This is a genomic window from Flavobacteriales bacterium, assembly GCA_016716605.1.
Taxonomy (GTDB): Bacteria; Bacteroidota; Bacteroidia; order Flavobacteriales_F; family PHOS-HE28; genus PHOS-HE28.
Genome location: JADJWA010000001.1, coordinates 2,806,678 through 2,829,176 on the forward strand (window position 1 = coordinate 2,806,678; position 22,499 = coordinate 2,829,176).

The 22,499-nt window shown below is 56.9% G+C and carries 20 protein-coding genes; 8 read left to right on the forward strand and 12 right to left on the reverse strand.

Annotated features, from left to right (window positions below; genetic code table 11):
- Nucleotides 1-10: 10 nt before the first annotated feature.
- Genes IPM12_11350 through IPM12_11360 form a run of 3 tightly spaced genes read left to right on the forward strand, consistent with a single transcriptional unit; the run spans nucleotide 11 to nucleotide 3,260 of the window.
- Entirely contained in the window at nucleotides 11-1,045 is a 1,035-nt protein-coding gene (locus IPM12_11350) for a hypothetical protein (protein MBK9148395.1), read from the forward strand.
- On the forward strand, nucleotides 1,045-2,757 hold the full coding sequence (locus tag IPM12_11355; GenBank protein ID MBK9148396.1) for a ThiF family adenylyltransferase: 1,713 nt from the start codon (nucleotides 1,045-1,047) through the stop codon (nucleotides 2,755-2,757). The genes IPM12_11350 and IPM12_11355 overlap by 1 nt, the downstream gene beginning before the upstream one ends.
- Nucleotides 2,748-3,260 carry a Mov34/MPN/PAD-1 family protein gene (locus IPM12_11360; protein MBK9148397.1) on the forward strand — a complete coding sequence of 171 codons (513 nt, stop codon included), beginning with the start codon at nucleotides 2,748-2,750 and terminating at the stop codon, nucleotides 3,258-3,260. Before IPM12_11355 ends, IPM12_11360 begins: the two co-directional genes overlap by 10 nt.
- Before the next feature lie 21 nt (nucleotides 3,261-3,281).
- Here IPM12_11360 and IPM12_11365 read toward each other — a convergent pair whose 3' ends face one another.
- The 10 genes from IPM12_11365 to IPM12_11410 form a co-directional block, all read right to left on the reverse strand.
- Nucleotides 3,282-4,316, reverse strand: a complete 1,035-nt coding sequence (locus IPM12_11365) for a PD-(D/E)XK nuclease family protein (protein MBK9148398.1) — start codon at nucleotides 4,314-4,316, stop codon at nucleotides 3,282-3,284.
- A gap of 28 nt (nucleotides 4,317-4,344) precedes the next feature.
- Nucleotides 4,345-5,832 (reverse strand): MFS transporter, encoded by a 1,488-nt coding sequence (locus IPM12_11370; GenBank protein ID MBK9148399.1) that lies wholly within the window; start codon nucleotides 5,830-5,832, stop codon nucleotides 4,345-4,347.
- Between the two features lie 6 nt (nucleotides 5,833-5,838).
- The gene (locus tag IPM12_11375; GenBank protein MBK9148400.1) at nucleotides 5,839-6,459 is read right to left on the reverse strand and encodes a hypothetical protein; all 621 of its coding nucleotides are present in this window, start codon (nucleotides 6,457-6,459) and stop codon (nucleotides 5,839-5,841) included.
- Nucleotides 6,460-6,508: 49 nt separating this feature from the next.
- On the reverse strand, nucleotides 6,509-8,398 hold the full coding sequence (locus IPM12_11380; GenBank protein MBK9148401.1) for a cation-translocating P-type ATPase: 1,890 nt from the start codon (nucleotides 8,396-8,398) through the stop codon (nucleotides 6,509-6,511).
- 12 nt (nucleotides 8,399-8,410) lie between these two features.
- Nucleotides 8,411-9,574 (reverse strand): efflux RND transporter periplasmic adaptor subunit, encoded by a 1,164-nt coding sequence (locus tag IPM12_11385; protein MBK9148402.1) that lies wholly within the window; start codon nucleotides 9,572-9,574, stop codon nucleotides 8,411-8,413.
- Between the two features lie 46 nt (nucleotides 9,575-9,620).
- Complete coding sequence (locus IPM12_11390; GenBank protein MBK9148403.1) at nucleotides 9,621-13,931, reverse strand: CusA/CzcA family heavy metal efflux RND transporter; 4,311 nt, start codon at nucleotides 13,929-13,931, stop codon at nucleotides 9,621-9,623.
- A 423-nt stretch (nucleotides 13,932-14,354) separates the two neighbouring features.
- The gene (locus IPM12_11395) at nucleotides 14,355-14,642 is read right to left on the reverse strand and encodes a hypothetical protein (protein MBK9148404.1); all 288 of its coding nucleotides are present in this window, start codon (nucleotides 14,640-14,642) and stop codon (nucleotides 14,355-14,357) included.
- Between the two features lie 198 nt (nucleotides 14,643-14,840).
- Nucleotides 14,841-15,323: a hypothetical protein gene (locus IPM12_11400; protein ID MBK9148405.1), complete on the reverse strand. Its 483-nt coding sequence runs from the start codon at nucleotides 15,321-15,323 to the stop codon at nucleotides 14,841-14,843.
- Between the two features lie 202 nt (nucleotides 15,324-15,525).
- Entirely contained in the window at nucleotides 15,526-15,903 is a 378-nt protein-coding gene (locus IPM12_11405) for a hypothetical protein (GenBank protein ID MBK9148406.1), read from the reverse strand.
- 296 nt (nucleotides 15,904-16,199) lie between these two features.
- Nucleotides 16,200-17,717: a hypothetical protein gene (locus IPM12_11410; GenBank protein MBK9148407.1), complete on the reverse strand. Its 1,518-nt coding sequence runs from the start codon at nucleotides 17,715-17,717 to the stop codon at nucleotides 16,200-16,202.
- A gap of 254 nt (nucleotides 17,718-17,971) precedes the next feature.
- Between IPM12_11410 and IPM12_11415 the strand changes: the two genes are divergently transcribed.
- From IPM12_11415 to IPM12_11430, 4 genes are read left to right on the forward strand one after another with little or no spacing between them, the layout of a single operon-like run.
- On the forward strand, nucleotides 17,972-18,385 hold the full coding sequence (locus tag IPM12_11415; GenBank protein MBK9148408.1) for a nuclear transport factor 2 family protein: 414 nt from the start codon (nucleotides 17,972-17,974) through the stop codon (nucleotides 18,383-18,385).
- A 3-nt stretch (nucleotides 18,386-18,388) separates the two neighbouring features.
- Nucleotides 18,389-19,021, forward strand: coding sequence for a rhomboid family intramembrane serine protease (locus IPM12_11420; protein MBK9148409.1), 633 nt, complete (start codon nucleotides 18,389-18,391; stop codon nucleotides 19,019-19,021).
- Nucleotides 19,018-19,515 (forward strand): HAD family hydrolase, encoded by a 498-nt coding sequence (locus tag IPM12_11425; GenBank protein MBK9148410.1) that lies wholly within the window; start codon nucleotides 19,018-19,020, stop codon nucleotides 19,513-19,515. The genes IPM12_11420 and IPM12_11425 overlap by 4 nt, the downstream gene beginning before the upstream one ends.
- Complete coding sequence (locus IPM12_11430) at nucleotides 19,512-20,354, forward strand: aminotransferase class IV (GenBank protein ID MBK9148411.1); 843 nt, start codon at nucleotides 19,512-19,514, stop codon at nucleotides 20,352-20,354. Before IPM12_11425 ends, IPM12_11430 begins: the two co-directional genes overlap by 4 nt.
- Here IPM12_11430 and IPM12_11435 read toward each other — a convergent pair.
- Entirely contained in the window at nucleotides 20,347-20,931 is a 585-nt protein-coding gene (locus tag IPM12_11435; GenBank protein ID MBK9148412.1) for a YqgE/AlgH family protein, read from the reverse strand. The genes IPM12_11430 and IPM12_11435 overlap by 8 nt on opposite strands.
- Nucleotides 20,932-21,059: 128 nt before the next feature.
- On the opposite strand from IPM12_11435, the gene IPM12_11440 reads away from it, so the two are divergent.
- Nucleotides 21,060-22,157, forward strand: coding sequence for a T9SS type A sorting domain-containing protein (locus tag IPM12_11440; protein ID MBK9148413.1), 1,098 nt, complete (start codon nucleotides 21,060-21,062; stop codon nucleotides 22,155-22,157).
- A 1-nt stretch (nucleotide 22,158) separates the two neighbouring features.
- On the opposite strand, the gene IPM12_11445 is transcribed toward IPM12_11440, so the two are convergent.
- Nucleotides 22,159-22,494, reverse strand: a complete 336-nt coding sequence (locus IPM12_11445) for a hypothetical protein (protein ID MBK9148414.1) — start codon at nucleotides 22,492-22,494, stop codon at nucleotides 22,159-22,161.
- Nucleotides 22,495-22,499 lie beyond the last annotated feature (5 nt).

A 22,499-nucleotide genomic window follows, 5' to 3' on the forward strand; every position in this document is an offset into this window, starting at 1 on the left:
ACTGCCTCCCATGTTCGACTACGATAAGCAGATTAGGGCATACCAGAATGAGAAAGTCCGCATCTCGGACAACGCCCGTAGGGACTTGCTTGACAAGCGAAAGGCAAACCGAGATCGCTTGATCGCGAACCTTGGGGGCACGTATACCCTCGGGGAGAACCATTTCATTCCGCAAGGGTCGGTTACTATCTGGACCGCTATTCAAGCCGCTGATATGAACTACGACATTGATGATGGCGTCTGGTTCCATGCGTCTGAACTTATCGTCAAGGAGGGGAGCGGCGAACGAGAGCTTGTGCCGATCGAGCTACAACGAATTGTTTGCCATGCCTTGCAGGATGCCCGATTCAAGAAGCAGCCAGAGGTTCATCACAATTGCGTTCGTGTGTTCTACAATGAAGGGCACCATGTTGACGTCCCTTGCTTCCGCTGGACGAACGATGGAACGACCTCTGGGAAGCTTGAACTGGCGGCGACAGGAAATAAATGGAGATTGTCCGATCCTACTCAAATCAACAACTGGTTCAACGGTAGGGTTGAAGCACTGAACCTGCTGCGCTCGGACGCTGGTAAACAACTTCGACGTCTTGTTCGCTTGTTGAAGCGCTTTGCGACAAGTCGCGGGGATGCGTGGGACATGCCCAGTGGTTTGAAGCTGATGATGCTGGCCGAAGAGTGTCTCAACCATTCCTTCGAGCGAGATGATGAAGCGTTCCACATCTTGCTCAAGAACCTGCGCGTTCGACTTTCGACTTCGTTGGTGGTGCTCAATCGAGCACAACAGATGCCGCAGGATCCTTTGACCAAAGGACTTGACGATGGCAACATGCAGCAGCTCAGACTCCATGTTGGTGAGGCGCTTGATCACTTGGCCATCACTGACAATCCCCAGTGCAACAAGAAATCTGCGAGAGAGGCTTGGGATTGGGTGTTCCAGTCTGATGCGTTCTTCGACGATTTTGACAGCGGTGACGATTCAGGTTCCATCGCTTCCTCTGCACCGAATAAGCCCTTTGAGAAAGCTACGGCTACGAGGTGGGCGTAGTGACTAGTCCTTCACGGGCCAAACATGAACATGCATCGGCAAGGGTTGCTGATTGGATATCCGATGCCCATATTGATGCACGCGCACTAAGACTTCCTTCGTACTCCCGTGCGTGGGAACTTGAGCTTGAGGTAGGTGCTACTCGTGTTGCGGTTTATCTGTGCCTGCCAGAAGACTTTCCCGTTCAAGATCCTGTCGTTCTCGTTAAGAATGCTGAGGAGTTCTGGGGGAAGGTGCCTCACGTCGAGCATAGCGGCAAGCTCTGTCTCAGTTCGACCAACACCGTTCACGGTGTAGAGCATGCCGTTCCATTGGTAGAAAGTGCTCTTTCCGATGCCCGTGGTCTTCTTGCCAACGCCTCTCCGCGCGACTTTGCTGAGGAGTTCAACAGCTACTGGCCTTCTTCCGATCCTAAGCCTCCCGATGCGGTGATGCTTTGCCGCAATGGGCTGCCAGAAGACCCGTGGTGCCGTAAGAACAATCGAGAGATCGTTCTGGGAGATGACAAGGACAGTGTGGATAGTTGGTGCAACAACACGGGGCGCACTTTTGACGAGGCTACACAGACCTATCGGATCGACATCGACAAAGAGATGTTGCCCGTGGATTTCCCCCGCGACCTCAAGGGCTTGCACGCTTTGCTCCTTGACAAGGACCCAGCGTTATCCACGAAGCTGAGGCGAAACGTTAGGAGAAGCAAGGAATACCTCGTCCTTCCTCTTCGGGTTGTTGTTGCAGGAGAGATGAAGGACGCGGTGATAGGTGTACAGGGCGCGGCTGATTCTCTTCCGAGGAAGGGTGGGTTCAGAACAACGCAAACAGTTCCTTGGACCCTGATTGAACAACGCTCGCCGCAAATCCAACGGATTTTGCTGCGTCCTGTAACCCCACAAGCAGTGATCACTAGATCGGGCGATGGCTTTGACTTGTCCGATAAGAAGGTCGTGCTTGTTGGCTGCGGCTCGCTTGGAGGATACTTGGCTCAGATGCTGGCTAGAGCAAGCGTGGGACAACTGACGCTTGTTGATGACGATGCACTTGGCTGGCAGAATACTGGACGACATGTTCTTGGCGCCGCCCATATCGGCAAAAACAAAGCGGTGGCTCTGAAGGCAACACTTGGTGTAGAGAACCCGCAAGTGAAGCTGGTGGCAATACCCAAAAAAGTGGAGTTAGTTCTGAGGGATCGACCTGAGGTACTGAAAGACGCGGACATTGTTATTTCGGCGACGGGTGATTGGCCAGTGGAGTATGCCTTGAACTACTGGCGTACATACACCAGTGGTGCACCTCCATTGCTGTTTACTTGGCTCGAACCCCATGCTGTTGCTGGCCACTCGTTCCATGTCGCTCCCGCACAGGGGGGGTGCCTGAATTGCTATTTCTCCGCAAGCGGACATTTTTCCCAAGCGGTTGTCGATCCGAGCGGCGTTGAGCCCCACAAGGAGGCTAGTTGCGCTGGCTTCTATCAGCCCTACGGTGCAACTGACATGCTTCCTACGGTCGCACTGGCAGCGGCACATGCTGTGGACGTGTTGCTTGGTAGAGAACGGACTTCGACGCTTCGCACCTGGACAGGTGCTCAATCGCGTTTTGAACTGCATGCCTTGTCACCAACTGAGGAGTGGGTGGAACGCTTGGCCGTTGCATCTTTCGGCTGTGTTCATGAACGCACGATGCCTCCGATTGAAACGTGCGGGCTATGTTTCTAGGTAAGAAAGCCCTCAAGAACGCGCCATTGCAGGACTTCGCTCTGCCGAACCGTACGGTCCTCCGTTTCACGCCAGAAGTTGTAGGAGTGCTCTCGAAATTTGGCCAAGCAAAGGCGAACTCGAAGGAGGCAGGCGGAATGTTGTTCGCAAGGTTCGCAGATGGTCTTATTAGCGTTGATTATGTGACTACACCTTCACCCTTCGACTTTAGATCCCGCTTTGCCTTCCGTCCATCCCTTGCTCACCAACGGGACGTGATCATGAAACAGTTCAGCAAAGGACTCCACTTTATTGGTGAGTGGCATACTCATCCACAGGAACAACCTCATCCATCGCAACAGGACATACTTACCGCAAGAGCATGCTTGGTCGAATCCGAGCACGAATTGAACGCCTTTGTTGTTGTAGTCCTCGGCTCCAATGCCGCGATCGCAAATGCTTGGGTCGGAATTGTGCGTGAAGAGGATGTTCAACGCCTTCAGGCAATTGCCCGAACGAAGTGAACGTGTCGGATCGCCAATCAGTTATAGCATGTGCGCTATAGGGGCTCGGACAAGCAACTCATGACAAGCCAAAAGCTGACTGGTCATAAAGCTCTCATCGAATGTGCCATCCTCTCCTTGTGCCATGAATGGTTCATCCAGAACAGCGTAGCGCGAAGACTTTCCACCGATTCGAGCCCACTTCGGATAAAGTATGCGCTTACCCATGGAACTGGCGGCTGCCTGAAGTGAGTTGAAGGTTCCTTTCATGAAGGCGGGGCCCACAAAGTCATTCTTAGGGGCTGCAATACGAAACGTCAATGCTGGCGGCCTTGAGCGGTAGGCATCGACTTGTAAGTATGTGCACCAATCCTCTGGTTCCCCCACCCAGCCGATCCAGAAGCCAATGAAATTGCCCAAGTGGACGTATCCGTAGCCAGCGCTCAGGGTCGCGAGAACAGGTTGTCGCGCCATGTGATCAAAGCAACCGTACCACTGGTCATCCTTCCACTCGCGCACAGGGAGCGAGCGGAATCGCTCATGCGCCAGATGTGCCTCAGTGCGCATCTCGCACCAGGAGTGGAATACTTCGCTTTGAACGCCTGATTTGTCAAGCGATGAAATAAAGTCCACGATGTCGGTCAGATACAACCGCAAGTGCCCATCGCTCTTTCTAGGCTCTAACGAGGACTTAAAATAAACAGGCAGGACGCGCGATGGGTCCTCGATGTATTCCTTCTCCTTCAATGAACGGAGGTAGCCGTTGATCTGCTCCGAATGATCGCTGGTGTAGGTCTTGTCTTCAATGAGCAGATGATGCACTTCACCATCTGGTGTGGTGAGCTTCACCAACACGTCAATGTGCAGGTACTGAAGCCTGACCTCGGCCTTGTTGTAATTGGGTAATGACCATCCTTTCTTCGCATACAACCACGCGATGAAAGCCCTCCCAACCGCATGCATTCCACTTGGGTGGTAGGTATGGGCTTCGTCAGCCCATTCGCAAAGCCACGCCAAGAACGCATCTTGGCTCAGTTCGCTTGTTGCATGACGGAAGATGTTCGGCTCGCTCTTCATCGTGTATCCTCAACGGTTTCATGCTCCGTCAGCGCCAACCCAGCGTGCCTCCGCACAACCACCACGTTCTACCGAAGTCCATGTCACGTAGAACTTGCGCGGCTTGTGCTGATCGACCGCCGCCCTTGGCGCATACAGTAACGATGCGTTCGCGTCGTGACCAGTCATGAGCGTGTTGCAAAAGGCGCTCAATGGGGATGTTCATTGCTTGGGGTAGGTGGCCATTGGCATACTCCTCGGGCGAACGAACGTCCACGATACGTACGTCAGGTCTACCAAGCCAGCGTTTCAGGTCGAGCGGTTCCAAGCAACGCCGCTCCGCAGGCATCCGCAACCAGACGATTACGCCAGAGAGCACCGTGACACCACCGATGGACAGTATCGAGGCCGACAACCCGAAGCGATCGGCGATGAGGCCCGTAAGGAGCGCACCGATCGCATAGCCCAGATCACGCCAGAGACGGAAGATGCCGAGGCTTTCGGCGCGTTGTGTCGGATGTGTATGCGCGGCAATGGTGGCGAGGAAGGTGGGGTACACCAATGCGGTGCCAAGCCCCAGCGCAGCGCTCAGCATGATGTACGCGCTCTGCGTTCCGATGTATGGCAGCAGGAGAATGGCTGTTCCTTGCAGCACCATACCCACCACGAGCATGAACTTGCGATCGACGTGATCGGCGAGCTTGCCAGTGGCCAACTGGCCCAGACCCCAAACGGCAGGATAGACCGCAGCTATCGCACCGATGCCTTGGGCATCATACCCTTTGTTGTCAAGCAACACAGGCAGCAGCCCCCAAAGCATGCCGTCGTTCAGGTTGTTCACCAAGCCCGCTTGTGTCACAGTGCCCAGCACACGATGTCGCAAGCTCGTGTCCATGAAGGGCCGTTCCAATAATGGCACAACGCTCTTGGCCGATTCGACGCTCACATGCTGCGTTGTGTCCTTCACCCACATCACCGAAAGGAGCAGCCCGATCACCGCTACGCCAATTCCAACCTCAAAGGGCAATGGCCGTGGTCCATAGTTCGCGGCCAGCAGCCCTGTGAGGAAGGCCATGGCTGCCACGGCGAGGTAGCCCGCGAATTCGTTCAAGCCCATGGCCAAGCCACGGTCCTTCTCGCCCACGAGGTCCATCTTCATGACCACGGTACTGCTCCACGCGAACCCTTGGTGGATACCTAGCAGGATGTTCGCCGCAACGACCCAATGCCATGTTTGCGCATAGATGAGCATGAGGGGCACAGGCAACGCGAGCAGCCATCCCGTTACGAGTAAGCGCTTACGTCCGAAACGGCGGGCCAGTCGTCCCGTGAAGTAGTTCGCGGCTGCCTTGGAAACGCCGAAGGCCATGATGAACGAAAGTGCCGCTGCATATGACGCAATGCCGAACTCCTGTTCTGCGAGAATGGGAAGCACGGTGCGTTCCAACCCGACCATGGCACCGACGAACGCGTTCACGACGACAAGCAGGCTGAACTGTCGCCAGTTCGCACGGAGGCCCAGCACAGGAGGGTTCATCGTTGTTCAGTGTTTTGTCGGCCCGAGCAATAGCACGCGCTCCTGCTTCACGGGTGGGGACCAGTGCAGGTCGAAGCGCTCGGCGTACTTCTCCAAGGGTTCCAACCGCACGGCGGCGCGGCGTTCGTTCACATGCTCCTCATCCTCGATGGGCTGGATGTAGGGTTTGTTGTCCTTCCACCCGATCTGTGAGCCGTAGATCTGGAGTTGGCCGTGATTCACCCTGACACGGTCTTCCAACAGCGCCAGTTCCCATGAGTTTGCTTTGCCTTCCCGCACTGCATCGCGCATGAGCGGAAGGTACTGCGCTTGTATCTCAGGCTTCGCGTCCGCATGCTGGATCACCAAGAACAGTGCTTGGTTGGCCTTCTGGCCGATCACATCCGCGCCCAGCCAGCCCGCGCTGTCGATGATAGCGGTAACGCGAATGAGGTTCAATGAATCGTGAAGGATCATGTGAGCGACCACGCTGTCCTTTTGCGCTCCGAGGAAGCCGCCTACGTTATGGCGGTCGTTCTGGTCGAGGTCATGGATGCGTTCCAATTGGATGCGTAGCCCCTCCGCACCACTTTGGGCGTTGGCCGATGCGCTGGCGATGAGGGTGGTGATGAGGAGTAGGGGGCGCATATTGTTCAAAGGAACGAACGGCAGCATTGATTGTGATGTTCGCTATTTGTCAGTTCCTTAAGCGAGTTGTCCACCGCATCAACTGCAAACTGGTCATGATGACGAGCAGCGTAACTCCTACGTCCGCAGCAATGGCCAAAACAAGATTACTCTTGCCGAAGAAGGCCAGTGCGAGGAAGATGGCCTTTACGATAATCGCCATCCCCGTATTGAAACGGATGCGCTTCAAGGTAGCGCGGGAGAGTTGGATGAGGTAGGGGATGAGTCGAAGGTCATCGTTCATGAGCGCCACGCCAGCCGTTTCAATGGCGGTGTCGCTGCCCAATGCACCCATGGCAATGCCGACGGTCGCGGTGGCCAATGCAGGCGCGTCGTTCACCCCGTCGCCTACGTGTGCAGCTGGTCCAGTCGTTCGTTGCAGGTCTGCAATGCGTGTAGCCTTGTCCTCGGGTAGCAGTCCACCGAAAACCTTGGTGATGCCCACCTGTGCTGCGACGTGCTCGGCGGCTTGTTGGTTGTCGCCAGTGAGCATGACAGGCTCCACGCCAATCGCTTTCATGGACGCGATCGCCGCTGCGCTGTCTGGTTTGATCTTGTCGGCGATGCCAATCACACCCGCTACCTGATCTGTGAAACTGACCACAACGGCGGTCTTGCCTTGCGCTTGCAATTCCTCCACAGCTTTCACCGCTTCGGGTTGCGCCTTGCGGTTCTCGGTGATGAATTCCAGCTTGCCGATGAGGATATCGTCGTGATCGCACACCATGCACTCGGCTTGCAGGCCCTTGCCCATGGTGCTTTGAAAATCTCTCACTCTGTGAGGCTCGAATCCTTCCGCTTTGGCTCGGTCCACGATAGCCTGTGCCAGTGGATGCTCGCTGAAGGCTTCCGCGCCCGCAGCACATGCGAGAAGCTCCTCCATGGTGGTGTCCCCGAAAGTGATCACATCCTCGGCGATCGGTTGGCCGAAGGTGATTGTGCGCGTCTTGTCGAGGCCCACCACCTTCAATGCAGCCAGCGATTCAAGGTATTTGCCGCCCTTGATCACCACACCTCGGCCACCAGCATTGCCAATGGCACTGTAGATCGCCACGGGCGTGCTGATCACCAATGCGCATGGGCAGGCGATCACCAGCACGGTGATGGCCTGTTTCAACCATACATCGAAAGGCAGCCCCATGACGAGCACGGGCACCACTACCAAGCCTAGTGCAATGATTAATACGCATGGTGTGTAGATACGCGCGAAACGCTCGATGAACTGTTGGGTGACGCTGCGGTTCGTCTGGGCTTGGAAAGTGAGTTGAACGATACGTGAAAGCGTAGTATCGCTGTTCGTGCGCGTGGTGCGGATCTCCAATACCCCCTGCTTGTTCAAAGTGCCACCGAACACCTTGTCATCGGCACGTTTGTCCTTCGGCAATGGCTCGCCTGTTATGGTCGATTCGTCCACGCTGCTGTGACCATCCACCACGACGCCATCCAACGGGATCATCTCGCCCGACTTCACCAAGAGCACGCTGCCCAGAGGTACTTGATCAATGGGAACGGGCTGGGATGTTCCTTTCACAAGCACCGTCTTTGGCATGCTGCTCACGAGCTTGTCCAGCGCACTTTTGCTCTGCTCGATGCCGATGTCTTCGAGCTTTTCGCCGAGCACGTAGAGCGTGATCACCACGGCCGCTTCGGGATACTCGCCGAGGTAGAAGGCCCCGATCACAGCGATCACCATGAGCAGGTTGATGCTGCTGAACCGCAGCGCGATCATTGCTTTCAGTCCTTTCCAGAGCACCTGCCAGCCTACGGCCAATACGAATGCGCCGAACAGGATGGGTGCCCATGGCATCGGCAGGTCGATGCCCATGAGTGATAGCACTTCGAGGGTGATCACCACCGCGACGGCCGCTAGTAGCAACAGGAACTTCTTGTCCTTCATCATATCAGGTGCGGTTCAATGGTGGTGCTCGCCACTTCCCTTGGTCAATTCACTGAGGAGGTAGTAGGCCCCTGAGACCACCACTTTGGCATCGGTAGCAAGCTGCTCGAAGGGCGTTACAGCGGTATATCCCTGATCACTTACACCAATGCGCACTTGCACTTGCTTGAAAGCGTTTTCCTCATGCTGCACGAAGATGAAGTGGTCGTCGCCGTTGCTCACGATGGCATCGTTCGGCACAGCCAGCGCACTGTCACTTTTCACCTGAATACGCGCGTCAATGAACATGCCTGGCAACAAATGATCGTCGATGTCCTTCATGCGTGCATGAGCGACCACGGCCTGCTGTCCTTCCTCGAAGGATCGGTTCACCCCGTATATCTCCGCTTCATGCGATGAATGTGCGTCGTTGGCGATGGTGAAGCTCACCTTCTGGCCTTCGCGTACCTGTGCCAAGTCTTGCTCGAATACGGTGAGGTCGATGTGTAATGCACGGTTGTCGGTAATATCGAAGAGCGGTTTGTTCGGCTCGGCATACTGGCCAGTGGTGATGGCGATGGTATGCAAACTGCCAGGTATCGGAGCCCGTACCGCGAATGAACTGCGGATGGCACCTGCCGTGAAGCCCTCTGGATCTACACCAAAGAGTTTCAGTTTCTCGGCCATGGCCATTTGACGTGCCTCTGCACTGAGCAGGTCGCTCTGGGCCTGTTGCAAGGTGCGCTCGGCGTTGATGTTATCCGTTCGTAGATCGCGTTGACGGTTGAAGTCGGCCCGCTTCACCACCAACTGGGCGGCGCTCTCCAGATAGTCCTGTTGCAGTTGGAGGAATTCCGTACTGGCTAGTTCTGCGAGCACTTGTCCTTTCTGCACTGTCTGTCCTTCGGTGACGAGGATGCGCGTGATGGTCCCGCCCATGAGGGTACCCACTTGGGCTTGGTCCTGCGGTGGCAGCATGAGGCGACCGTTCACCTTCAGCGTGCCGCTCAATGTCTTGCGCTCCAATCCTGCGGTTTCCAGCCCGATGGCCTCGATCTGTGTAGGCGTCAATTCGACCTCGGCTCCTTCATGCTCTTCGTCATGATGTTGGCCTTCTTCTCCCACTTCTGGCGTGTTCCCCGAATCGCCACACGCGGACAGGAACAGGATGAGCAATGCCACGAGGGGAAGCCGTGACATGATGCGATGGATGAACATGTTGTTCATGATGGTTCGTTTGAAGGGCTTAGCGCCCCGTGAGGTAGTTGAGTTGAAGAATGGAAGAGTTCAAGGCGAGCAGTGCATCGCTTTGGCCTACGTAGAGGCGATATGCTTGGTCAACGGTCTGCACGTACTCGAAGTAGCCGATAGCTCCGCTCTGGTAGAGTTTGGTGGCGTTGTTCAGGAGCGCATCGGCCAGCGCGGCCCCCTGATCTCGGTAGTAACTGGCTTCGCGTTTCCGTTGCATGTATTCCTGCATTTCGGAAGCGACCTGTGCCGTGATGCTGCGATCGGCTGCATCGCGTTGATCGGCGGCAATACGTGTGTCGATCTCCACCGCACGGGTCGTGTTGCCCCGTCCCGTTTTGAAGAGCGGGAACGAGGCACCGACCATCCAACCCCAGAAAGGCGTGACCAGATCGAGACTTTGATTGAACGCCCCGAAGCGCAGGGCGGGTGCCCATGAGTTGCGCTGCAATTTCAGTTCAGCTTCGCTGAGCTTGACCTCTTCGTTGAGGGCGCTCAATTCGGGATTTGCACTGATGAGCGCCGTATCCAAAATGGGTTCAGGAAGTGCAATGAGTGCGCCCACGCTTGGGTCCGTCGCTGCACCGATCCATGCTTGCAACAGTGCCTTTGCCGCGTATACGTTCGCATCTGCCCGTGATCGATCGAGCTTCACCTGTTGCCAGCGAGCTTGTGCGCTCAATCCCTCAACGGGCGGACTTTCGCCCACTTGCACATTGCGTTCTGCATACCGTGAGAGGTCGCTGTAAATGCTGTCCAACTTGGCATAGGTGGCCGCTTGTTGCTCGGCCGCTTGCAGCCCTACGTAGGCCAACGAAACCTCTCTGCGGACCTGAGCCTCGGTAAGCGCGGCGCGACTTTGGGCAAGTGCGATCCGCTGGCGAAGGGTGGCCGATCGCTGAGCGATCACATTGGGCGATGCGATGCCCGTGCTCACTTGCAGGTTATAGTCGTCCACGCTGGTGTTGATCTGACCACGCTGATATTGCACATCCAGCGGTTCCAGCATGAAGGCATTGCCCTTCAATGCCTGCTCGCGTTCCACCACGCCATACGCAGCATTAACGAGAGGATGTTCCTGCAAGGCCAGCGATACGGCTTGCTCCAAGGTGAGTGAAGGCGTCTGGGCCTTCGCTTCACCGCCAACGGAGATCAATGCGAGAAAGGCAACAACGGCACCTAATTGGGGAGGACGGATCTTCTTCTTCCGCCCTGAGCCGTAGCGTTTGTAGAGCACGGGTAGCACGAAGAGCGTAAGCAGCGTGCATGTTATGAGCCCGCCGATGACCACGGTGGCCAATGGTCGCTGTACTTCACTGCCAATAGACGTATTGAACGCCATGGGCAGGAACCCGAGGGATGCCACTGCTGCCGTAGCCAGCACGGGACGCAAGCGCTCCTTCACGCCTCGAAGTATGCGGTGCGTGATGTCCGTATCGCCTTCCTCTTCTTCGCGGTTGAAATAGCTGATCAGGACAATGCCATTGAGCACCGCCACACCGAATAATGCGATGAAGCCAATGCCAGCGCTGATGCTGAAGGACATACCGCGGATCCAGAGTGCCAGCACACCTCCAACGGCCGCTAAGGGTACAGCACTGAAGATGATGAGCGCCTCCCTGATGGATCCAAAAGCGAGGAACAGCAGAAGCAGGATCAACAGAAGTGCCACAGGCAGGGCCACCCCAAGACGGGCCTTCGCTTCCTGCAAGTTTTTGAATGTGCCGCCGTATTCGATGTAATAGCCGCTGGGCAAGTCCAGCTTGTCGTTCAGGGTTTGGGATATGTCCATTGCCACACTCTGGATATCACGCCCGCGAACGTTCGCTTCCACCACGATCCTGCGTTCGCCGTTATCGCGACTCACCTGTGCGGGTGCGCTCAGGAACTCCACTTTGGCCACATCGCTGATCGGTACCTGTGATCCGTTCGGCAAAGGGATTCGGATGTCCTTCACCTTGTCAGCATCCGCGTCACGGTAGTTGGCCAAGCGCACAACGAGGTCGAACCTGCGCTCTCCTTCATACACAATGCCCGCTTTGCCACCCGCTAGCGCGGTGTTCAGGATGCGGTTCAGTTCTTCCACGGTCACACCGTATTGGGCGAGACGTGTACGATCGGGCCGTACCACCAATTGGGGCATGCCCGTGATCTGTTCCACCTTCACGTCCTGTGCGCCATCCACGGTACTCACAAGCGCCGCTACTTCATTTCCCTTCTTGAATAGCAGGTCGAGGTCGTCCCCGTAGATCTTGATTGCGAGGTCGCTCTTCACGCCAGCGATGAGTTCATTGAAACGCATCTGGATGGGTTGCTCGAAGCTGAGGTTGACCCCAGGTATCGCGCTCATCTTCTCTTCCATCTTCTCTGCGAGATCCTCTTTGTTGTGCGCAGTAGTCCATTCATCATGATCCTTCAATACCACTATCAGGTCGGCGCTTTCAATAGGCATGGGATCGGTCGGAATTTCACTTGATCCAACTTTGCTGACCACCTCGACCACTTCTGGGAATTCCTTGACGAGGATGCTCTCCAACTGCTGGCCTACGCGCATGGTGTGCTGAAGGCTGCTCCCTTGGCGGATGGTATAGTTGATGGCGAAGTCACCTTCGTCCAGTTCGGGGATGAACTCACCACCAAGAGAGTTGAAGACCATGAACGCACCAACGAGCAGAGCGATAGAGGCGGCAATGACCACGCCAGTGCGCTTCAGGGCTTGCTTCAGCAGAGGTTCGACCATGCGGTGCAACCGAGAGACCAGTCGATCGCTGAATGTCTCATGAGCTTTTACCTTCCTATCGAGGAAGAGCGAACTCATGAGTGGTACGTATGTGAGACTGAGCAGGAGTGCGCCGATGATCGCGAAGCTCACCGTGAGCGCCATGGGCTTGAACATCTTCCCTTCAATGCCCGTGAGCGCGAAAATGGGCACGTATACTATGAGAATGATCACCTGACCGAAGACAGCGCTGCGCATGATACGCGAACTTGTTCCGATCACCTCCTTGTCCATTTCGTTGCGCGATAGTGTCTTGTTGGCATAGCTCGCATGCAGAAGGAAGAGCGTGCTTTCAACTACGATCACTGCTCCGTCCACGATCAGGCCGAAGTCCAAAGCGCCCATGCTCATGAGGTTGGCGCTAACCCCGAATAGGCTCATGAGGCTGATGGCGAAGAGCATGGACAACGGGATCACCGATGCCACGATCAATCCCGCTCTAATTTGGCCTAGCATCAGGACTAGGATCCCGATCACGATCGCGGCTCCGATCAACAGGTTCTCCTCGACAGTCCCGATGGTACGTGAGATAAGTCTGGATCGATCAACGAAGACGTCCACGCGCACGCCTTCGGGCAGGCTTTGCTGGATCTGCTCTATGCGCTCCTTCACTCTACCGATCACTTCCATGGCGTTCTCGCCCTTGGTCATGAGCACGACGCCGCCAACGGTTTCACCCTCGCCATTGCGTGTGAGCACACCAAATCGCGGGGCATAACCGAACTGGACCTTTGCCACGTCGCGAATACGGACGGGCACACCACGGCTGCTACGTATGCTGAGGTCGGCGATCTGGTCCAACGAGGTCAACAGACCTTCGGATCGGATGTAGTAAAGGCCTGCGCCTTTCTCGATATAACTGCCACCCGTATTGGCATTGTTCGCTGATAGAGCATCGTACACATCCAGCAACGTGAGGTCCATGCTGGCCAAACGCACTGGATCAACGGCTATCTCGTACTGTTTCAGTTTGCCACCGAAGCTGCTCACGTCCACCACACCCTGTACGCCCAGCAATTGTCGCCGAACGATCCAGTCTTGGATGGTGCGCAACTCCATGATGTCATATTGATCCCGATGAGTGCTGTCGATGGCAAGCGTGTACTGGAAGATCTCGCCAAGACCCGTAGTAGGAGGGAGCATACTCGGCCTGCCGTATTCTAGAGGGATGTCCTCCTCTGCCAGTTTTAGCCGTTCGGCAACCCATTGACGGGTGAGAGGAACAGGCATGTCGTCCTCGAAAACGATCGTAATCACGGACAGCCCGCTTCGACTGATGCTTCGGAGTTCGACCAATCCTTGCAGGTTCTTGAATTGAAGTTCCAGTGGATAGGTGATGAACTTCTCCACCTCCTGCGTGGCGAGATTCGGTGCGGTGGTGATCACCTGCACTTGGTTGTTCGTCACGTCGGGTAATGCGTCGATGGGTAGGTGGGCGGCGCTGTAGACGCCCCAACCGACCATCGCGAGCAGGAGAAGCCCCGTGATCAGCTTGTTGGTCACGGAGAAGTGAATGATGCGATCAAGCATGCGGAATGCGTGAATGGGAATGAGAACCTGAGAGAAAAGGACAACGCGCGGAACGCACGTCTGCATGGCCACAATAGGCCACGCGAAAGGGCCGAGGCCCTTAACTCAAGCTTGGGGAGGTTGCCACACGGGAATGCGCGGCATTGAAAGCACGAATGCAGTGCCGTCATTATAGGCCAGTGAGCCTACTGGTGGCACGCGAGGCGAATGATCGATCACGACCAAAGTGACGCCTGCGCAACATGTGCATGTGCAGAACGGGCTGCACAAGTCCATGTGCTCATGCTGGTCCCCCTCGGTTTGAACTGCGCACGTCTCGTGGTTTGCTACCTGAGCGTCAGTGCAAGGTTGAACGCTGAGGGCGAATACATAGAGGGCAAGGATGATGCAGAACCAGCGCATGGGTGGCAAAGCTATGCAACGTCAGTTCAGCAGGAAACGTTCGTTATTCCTTCGTAGATGGCGCTCGAAAAGACTGCTGATCCAGAAGTAGTGCGCGGTCACGGCGTGCAACCGTTGAGCATCCACCACTCCTTCAATGGCCACCTCATATGTGGCCAAGGGAGTGCGCAACTGACCATTATGCTGAGAAAGGTGCGCGAATAGGTCGATCAGGACCGCCTCGCCGAACATGGCTCCTTCGGCGGTGACAAGGATGCACTTGTCCCTTCTATTGTGAGCAAAGAGGTAGTTGTAGGTCAGTGCTGACATCCTGAGTGCGACCTCGGCTGGATAGTAGCGCGTCAATAGCATGCGAATGCCGCGTCGCAGGTCTTGGATATGCCCGCCACGCTTCGATGCGAAGACTAGTGACACATTTGAAGGCCGAGGTCGGAAGGGGTCATGTAGGTCCATGCAAAGGGTCGGGAGGGAATTGGAAGCCCCCCCATATATGGGCGAATCGCAGCCTCACCACAAGCGATGGACACCAGCAGCATGCTCTGGTTCTTTTTGAAGGGGCGCACCCGCCGTCTGCCCCTTATGGGCAACGGGCGGGGCACCCCCTCCTGTTTGATATTCTTCCTTCATCAGGTAGCATCTGGCGTTCACATCCTTGCCGAGGTAGAAGCACAGGCCCTCTGCACCCCAGACAGGAGTGATCTTGACATTCAATCCCTTTTCTCGCAGTTCGTCCGCAATACGCTCGACCTCCTTCTTCTCTTTCGCCATGAGCCAATGCACATGCGCCCGATCTATCACTGCGCTACCTCTTTGTTGCATTCTTTCTACTACGATCACGCCGTCGTGTGGGATGGTGGCTGCCATTTTCACAACATCCTGGCATAGCTGTTCTGCACCTTCATCGGTACATGGATTCGCTGTTATCATGTAGCCTCCGTTCACGAGGAGGCCACCTAGATCTCTTACTGTACTGCGGTCAATCTGTTTCATGCTACTTGCTTTTGGGTTAGTTGGACATACGAAGACTTCTGGAGGCTTGGCCTCATCAACTTTGTGGGGAGTGTCCCACTACGACAACGGCGATCTCGAACAGGGTGGAAGTGCAAATGCGTGGGCGACTTCGCAGGGAAATCGAGGGCATTCCAACCCTTGCAATAGGGCGGCAGGGCGGCATGCGCTGGTACGATCGGAATCACTCAGGCGGTCGCTTCGGAGGCGATTCCGTAGTTCTCTCGCTCTTTGACTTTTCGCGCTCCCGTTCTTTCCTTCTGCGGTACATCGCCACGGCTGTACGCACAGTTCCCGATGGCAGCATCAGGAATTCATCCAACGCGGCCTTGCTGAAGCGGTAATGCTCACCCTTCAGGGCATCGGGATTTACAGGCTTGACGAGGCGGGCACCAACGTAGTCGCGAAATGTCCGTTCGCTCACCGCTATGTAGCTCCACGCCTCACAGCTAGAGTGGAGCTTACCGTACTTCGGTGTTGGTGTTTCGACCTTTTTATGGAGGTCTGCGACTTGTTGGCGAAGTGCGGATATTTCCTGCACTTCCATGGCGTCGCGTGCCATGTCAAGAGCAAGGGCATGTATGCGCTTTGCTCGTGTGGGGGGTAACTTGCTTAAAGCAGTTGATAGCTCATCTATGTCCCATGCTGACATCCATTAGGCCCGATCACTTGTATGTGCCCTTGTCCTAGAAGCGCCAACTAGGTTCCCCTCTTCTTCGGCGCTCAACGCAAAACTAAGTGCATGAAGTTGGTCGTGCCAACTCGATTATTCCACAGGACATGTCGAAATGTTGAGAAAAACCCAAGGTCTAAGTACCGATCGTTCACGCTTTTCTATGTACGCGCGGGAACAACATGTCACGCCCTTCTGCGCTCTGGTTCACGAAAGCGCACGTTGATTAAGTCGATGCCAGGAAACACTTCATCCGCCATGGCCATCGCTTGGATGACCAGCAGTTCCGCCTTCTTTTCCAAGGGGCGATTCAAATACGCGCGATCAGCGGACTTGTCGGGTAGTTTATGACCCATCATCTGGCACACAAGGTCGCGGGCAATACCCATGTCCTCCTCAGCCCATTGCTTGGTCGTGCGCCTGAAATCATGACTGGATAAAACCGAGTGTAGAGGCAGGGAGTTTTGTTCTTTTTTGCTCTTTTTCCCACGGACCTTTACCTCGATTTGGTCGTACAGCCTGTTGAAACCCATGGCCAGAGCAACCTCCTTGATGTGGCGGTTGTGCGTCTGGTCGTCGGGAGGCATTACAGGCCGCACGCCTTTCAGAACGTCCAGCGCTGGGGTGAACAACGGGATGACCATCTCGTTCATCGGGGGCTTTGTGCGGACCATTCGGATGGCTGTAAAATCGAAGGTCTTGCCTTTGAACCATTGAATGTCTTTTGTGAGCACCTGCCGCAAGTCCGTTATGTCCACCCCCGTGAAACCCTGAAGAACCATCAACTGGCGGCAGTTCTCCAAGTGTGGCTTGTCCAGCTTCGTCAGGACTAGATGGGAAAGCTCTTCAGCGGTCAAGTAGGGCTTGACCGTGTGCTCCCGACTGGCCGATACGAACGAAGTTGTGTCTATGGACTTGATCCGTTTGTTTTCGATGGCATGGTTCAGAGTCGTCTTTATCTGCTGCTGGTACTTCTCCAACGTGTTGACCGAGTACCGAGATGGCTGTTCGTCCACGGCCCATTTCCACGCGTCGGTACTTTTCATGTCCTTGGGGTCGGCGTAGGGGAGATATTCAGTGGATCGGGCTATGAGGTTGCTAAAATCGGTCCAGTCCAAAGGGGTGAAATTTCCGAGCATGACCTCTCCTTCGCCCTTGATCCAGCCGAACAGCGGGTGGGTCTTATCCTTGGCCATGGATCGGATGACTGGCAACATGTCCAAGAGCGCTGCGGTGGTTGAGTACTTCTGTCTCGTCCGAATGTTGTTGCAGAAGTTTGGATCAGCGATGATCTCACGGATGTAGTCCGCCAGTGGGATGGGGGTGATCTGCTCAGTATCGACCTTCAGGCGGGCGAGTATCTGGTCGGGGTGTGGCTTTCCCCCCAGTTCCTTGCTGAGGGCCTTGAATGTATTCCAGACCTCCGCCCTCAGTTCAGCAACACCTTCCGTAATCTGGACCAGTTGGTCCTTCTTTTTCTTCATGAAGGAGCCGCTGAATGCCTGCTCCGTCATGTCCCACTCGCTTGCATCCACGGCATGTCCCGTTGTCACCCTTAGGGTGAGGTATTGGGGGGACCTTCCAACCTCCATTGCACGAAAGCCATAGTTGAATGCTAGCAGGAGGTGGATCCGCCCCTGAACGTATCGCCCAACCAACCTGATGGAGGCGGGGCCGTAGGTCTTCTTGTATGTCTTGCCCATGGTATATGGTGTTAGTTTCACCGCAACGTTCCGATGAGCCCGATGCTGGCCCCAAATCCAACATTGCTCCAAAATCCGCTCAAAGACCCTCTTCCCGAACCCTTCTGAAGTGCCCGTCCAACTTTGCATTCCCCCAGCACTGGCGAGGCGTTGGTACCCATGCAGACCACTGCATCGCCATGCAAACCGTCGCGTCCCCCGCGCTACAAGGCCATCCCCGAAAGGCGGATGGCCTTTTGCTTTTCTTCGCAGGCATGCGCGCGCTCCTCTACGTGCTGTTGCTCTCTTCATGCGGGGTTGGCTTCAGGCCCTCCGATGAGGCCTCGATCCGATCACTGATGGCTGAACAGGAAGCGGCCTGGGACCGTGGTGACATCCCCGGCTTCATGACGGCCTATTCCGATAGCATCTGCTTCCACAGCCCCAGGGGCAATACCTGCGGCAAGCAGCAGGTCATGGAGAACTACATGCGCTCTTACCCCACGCCGGAGCACATGGGCGATCTGCAATTCGGAATCCACGAGGTGGTGCCCGCTGGCGCGGACCATGCCTGGCTTTCGGGTACTTGGGCGCTGCACCGCCAGGCAGATACCTTGAAAGGGGCCTTCGCGCTGCTCTGGGCGAGGCAGCCGGAGGGCTGGAGGATCATCAGGGACCACACGTATTGACCCATGCTCGACGAGACCGGCGCCCCCATCACCCTACTGCTGTTAGGTGCCAGTATCGTATTGTCCTTGCTTGCCTTCGGGAACCAGAAGCTCTTCAGCGACCTGCTCTTCGAACCCTTCGTGATCAAGGCTCGCGGGCAATGGCACCGCTTCATCACGCACGCCTTCATCCACGCGAATTGGCCGCACCTGTTGGTGAACATGTTCGTGCTCTTTGGCTTCGGGCAGCATGTGGAGCAAGCGCTCTGGTTCTACGCCCCGGCCGCGCCGGCGCTCGCCTTCGCCACGCTCTACCTTGGTGGGATCCTATTCTCTTCGCTTCCCGCATACAGGCGCCACATCCATGATCCGAACTACCGCGCTGTGGGGGCTAGCGGTGCTGTCTCAGCAGTGCTGTTCGCGTACATCTTGATGACGCCCACCAACGCCATCCGCTTCCTGTTCATTCCGGCGCCCATACCGGCTTGGGTCTTCGGTGGTCTCTACTTGGCTTACAGCTGGTACATGGACAAGCGCGGCCAGGACAACGTGGCGCACGATGCCCACTTCTACGGCGCCGTGTTCGGCCTGGTGTTCATGATCGTTCTCGACCCGGGCATCGTGGCCGAGTTCATCACGCAGATCCTCGGCGAATGAGCTTGCGCCCCGGACTCTTCCTGGACCGCGATGGCGTGATCAACCGCGAGCGCGGGGAGCATACCTGGCGCATGGCCGATTTCGAACTGCTGCCTGGCGTGGCCGAGGCCGTGCGCTCCGCTGCAAATGCTGGTTATGCCGTGGTGGTAATCACGAACCAGAGCGGGATCGGGCTGGGATTGTATGGGCACGCCGATGTGACTGCCCTACATGAGCGACTGGAATCCGGATTGGCCGCTTCAAGCGCGCGAATCGACTTGGTCCTTTACTGCCCGCACCACCCCTCGAAGGGCAAGTGCCTTTGTCGCAAGCCCGGGGGCCTGCTTCTGGAGCGGGCGATGGCCCGCCTTGGCATCGATCCGGCGCGTTCGGTAATGATCGGAGACCGCGAGCGCGATGTCCAGGCAGCCGGATCTGCAGGCGTACGGGGCGTGCTGGTGCCTGCCAATGGCGATCTGAGCATGACCGTGAAGCGCGAACTTCGCCCCGCATGACCGAATGGGTGGACCATAACGGCGACCTGCACCCGGCCGATGAACCCGTGCTCCGGCTGGACAATCGCGCATTCCACTTCGGTGATGGCCTCTTCGAGAGCATCCGCGTGGTGGGGGGCATGCCTTGTTTCCTCGATGCGCATTGGGCGCGCATGAGCACCGGCGCTGACCTCCTGAGGATCACCTTGCCGCAAGGCCTCGACCGGCAGCGCTTCGGTGAGGCGGTGCAGGCCATCATCCAGAAATCGGGCATCGCAAGCGGGCGCATGCGCTTCACGCTATACCGCAGCGGCAGCGGGTATTACCGCCCGCAAACCGACCAAGGCGCCTACACCATCGAACTCAAGCCGATCGAAGAGCCGCATCACGTGCTCAACCCGAACGGACTGCTGGTTGACATCTGGCCCGAGATGCGCAAGCCGGTGAACGAGCTCTCGCGGCACAAGACGCTCAATTGCCAGTACTACATCATGGCTGCGCTATGGAGCCGGGCGCGCGGCCTCGATGATTGCCTGCTGCAGAACGATCGCGGCAACATCATCGAGAGCAGCGCGGGCAACCTCTTCATCGTGAGCAATGGCGTGCTATACACGCCATCGCTCACAGACGGCTGCTTGGGCGGTGTGATGCGCGCGCAGGTGATCAACCTCGCCATCGCCAATGGCATCAAGGTGTATGAGTGCTCCCTGAACCCGCAGAACCTGCTGGCGGCCGACGAGCTGTTCTTCACCAACGCGATCCAGGGCATCCGCTGGGTAGGCGGATACCGAACCAAGCGCTACACGCACAAGATGGCGGGTGCCCTCACGGACCTGCTGGTGCAAGCCACGGCTAATTGAGCGAAGGATCCTCCGGGAAATTGGCCAGCGGCGCGAAGGCACGGCCCATGCCGCGCAGGGTGTTGCCCCAGAGCGCTTCCACGCGCCGGTCCATCACGCGACGGCGATCGGCCGGGGCGATCAGCCAGGAGCGGTCGCCGAGCTCTTTCTTGAGCTGATCGGGCCCCCAGCCGCTATAGCCCACGAAGAAGCGTACATGCTTGCTGAGCTTGGGGTCCGTGGCCAGCAAGGAGCGCAATTGCTCATAGTCGCCGCCCATGTGCACCCCGTCCACCACTTCGGCGCTGCCCTCAATGGCCTTGCCCAGCGTGTGCAAGTAGTAGAGCTCCCCGCTCTGCACGGGCCCACCGATGCCCACGTGTGCATTCACGGGCGGGAAATTCTCCATGAGGTCGTTGATGGTGATGTCCATGCGACGGTTCAGCACGAAGCCGAAGGAGCCCTCCTCATTGTGGTCGCAGAGCAGCACCACCGTGCGCCGGAAGTAGGGGTCCGGGAGGTATGGCTCGCTCACGAGAAGCCGGCCGCGCGAAGGAAGCAGGCGATTCTCCGGGTCGAAGTCGAGCAAATGGCCCATGCGGTGCGGAAGATAGCTGGGATGCGTGTCCGGCACCAAGGGCGAGCGAGCACCGGTCACCGCAGGTTGTTTGCAGGTATTTGATGGCCTTTGGAACTGGACACTGATCCATGGCCGACATTCGCGCAATGAGGTGCCTGCTCTTCGCACTGTTGCTGCCTTCCCTCGCGGAGGCGCAGCTCATCACGCCAGAACTGCTCTCCGTGCTGCCCGTGCAGCTGAATGAGACCAGCGGCTTGGTGGTGATCGATGGCGCGGTGTGGACGGTGCTTGATAGCGGCAATCCGCCAGCGGTGCTGCAGGTTGATCCTTTGAACGGCACCGTCACGCGCACCGTGCAGCTCATCGGCGCGAGCAATATCGATTACGAGGACATCACGGCTGATGGCAATTGGGTCTATGTCGGTGACTTCGGCAATAACTCGGGCTCGCGCACGGATCTGAGGATCTATCGCATCCCTCGATCGGCGCTGGAGGATGAAGGTGTGACCGCTGCGCAAGTGGATACGATCCGGTTCAGCTTTGGCGATCAGACCGACTTCACCCCAGCCTTCAACAATACCAACTTCGATTGCGAGGCCTTCATCGCCGATGATGACAGCCTATTCCTATTCACCAAGCGATGGATTGACGAGAACACGCGGCTCTATGCGCTGCCAGCTGCGCCCGGAACGCATGTGGCCAGCGTTCACGGCGATCACGACACCGATGGGCTGATCACGGCCGCTTCATGGGATGGCGCTGGTCGTCTTGTGCTGCTCGGGCATGAGGATGATCCAGGCCAGCCTTTCATTATCCACTTCAATGCGGTGCAGGGCCACGATTTCTTCGGACAGCCCGGCATTCGACGCGAAGTGGACCTCTTTGACCACCAGACCGAGGGCATCGCTTGGCTCACGCCCGATGATTGGATCCTGAGCAACGAACTGGCGAACGGCTTCCCGGCGGCGCTCTGGAGCATTGATGTCATGTCAACGAGGATCGCTTCACCATCGGGCGACCGGATACGGGCCTATCCCATTCCTGCGAGCGATCGCATCAGCTTTATCGGCCCACACGGAACCATGCGCGTGGAACTGCATGATGCGTCCGGGCGAATCGTCCTCGGCTCCCAAGAGATCATTGATGGGCAGGTGGACGTGTGCGATTTGGCTGCTGGGCGCTACGTGGCGCGCATCGCTTGCCTTGGCAGCGAGTTTCGTTTGCCCGTGGTGATCGCGCGCTGAGCTATTCTGACCGAACGGGAGCATCGAGCAGCACTACATCCAGCTTGCGGTGGGTGTAGGAGCGTTGCAACGAGGCCCGTTTCTCATCGGCTTCGTCCTTGGTGCCGAAGAGCAGCACGTCGAGGTTGTCATCGGCGATGTCCTTCAACTCAGCGTACTGCTCACGGAACTGCGCTGCGAGCTTCATTTTGCTCATGGCTTCGCTGGTCTCGATCACCGGAGTGATGCAGACCGGGCTGCCGCTGCGCCAATTGCCGATGGCTAGGCTGTAGATGGTGTTCTGGGCCAAGGCGGAAAGGCCACAGAGCAGGAGTGCGAAGGAGAGGAGGTTTCTCATGGCGT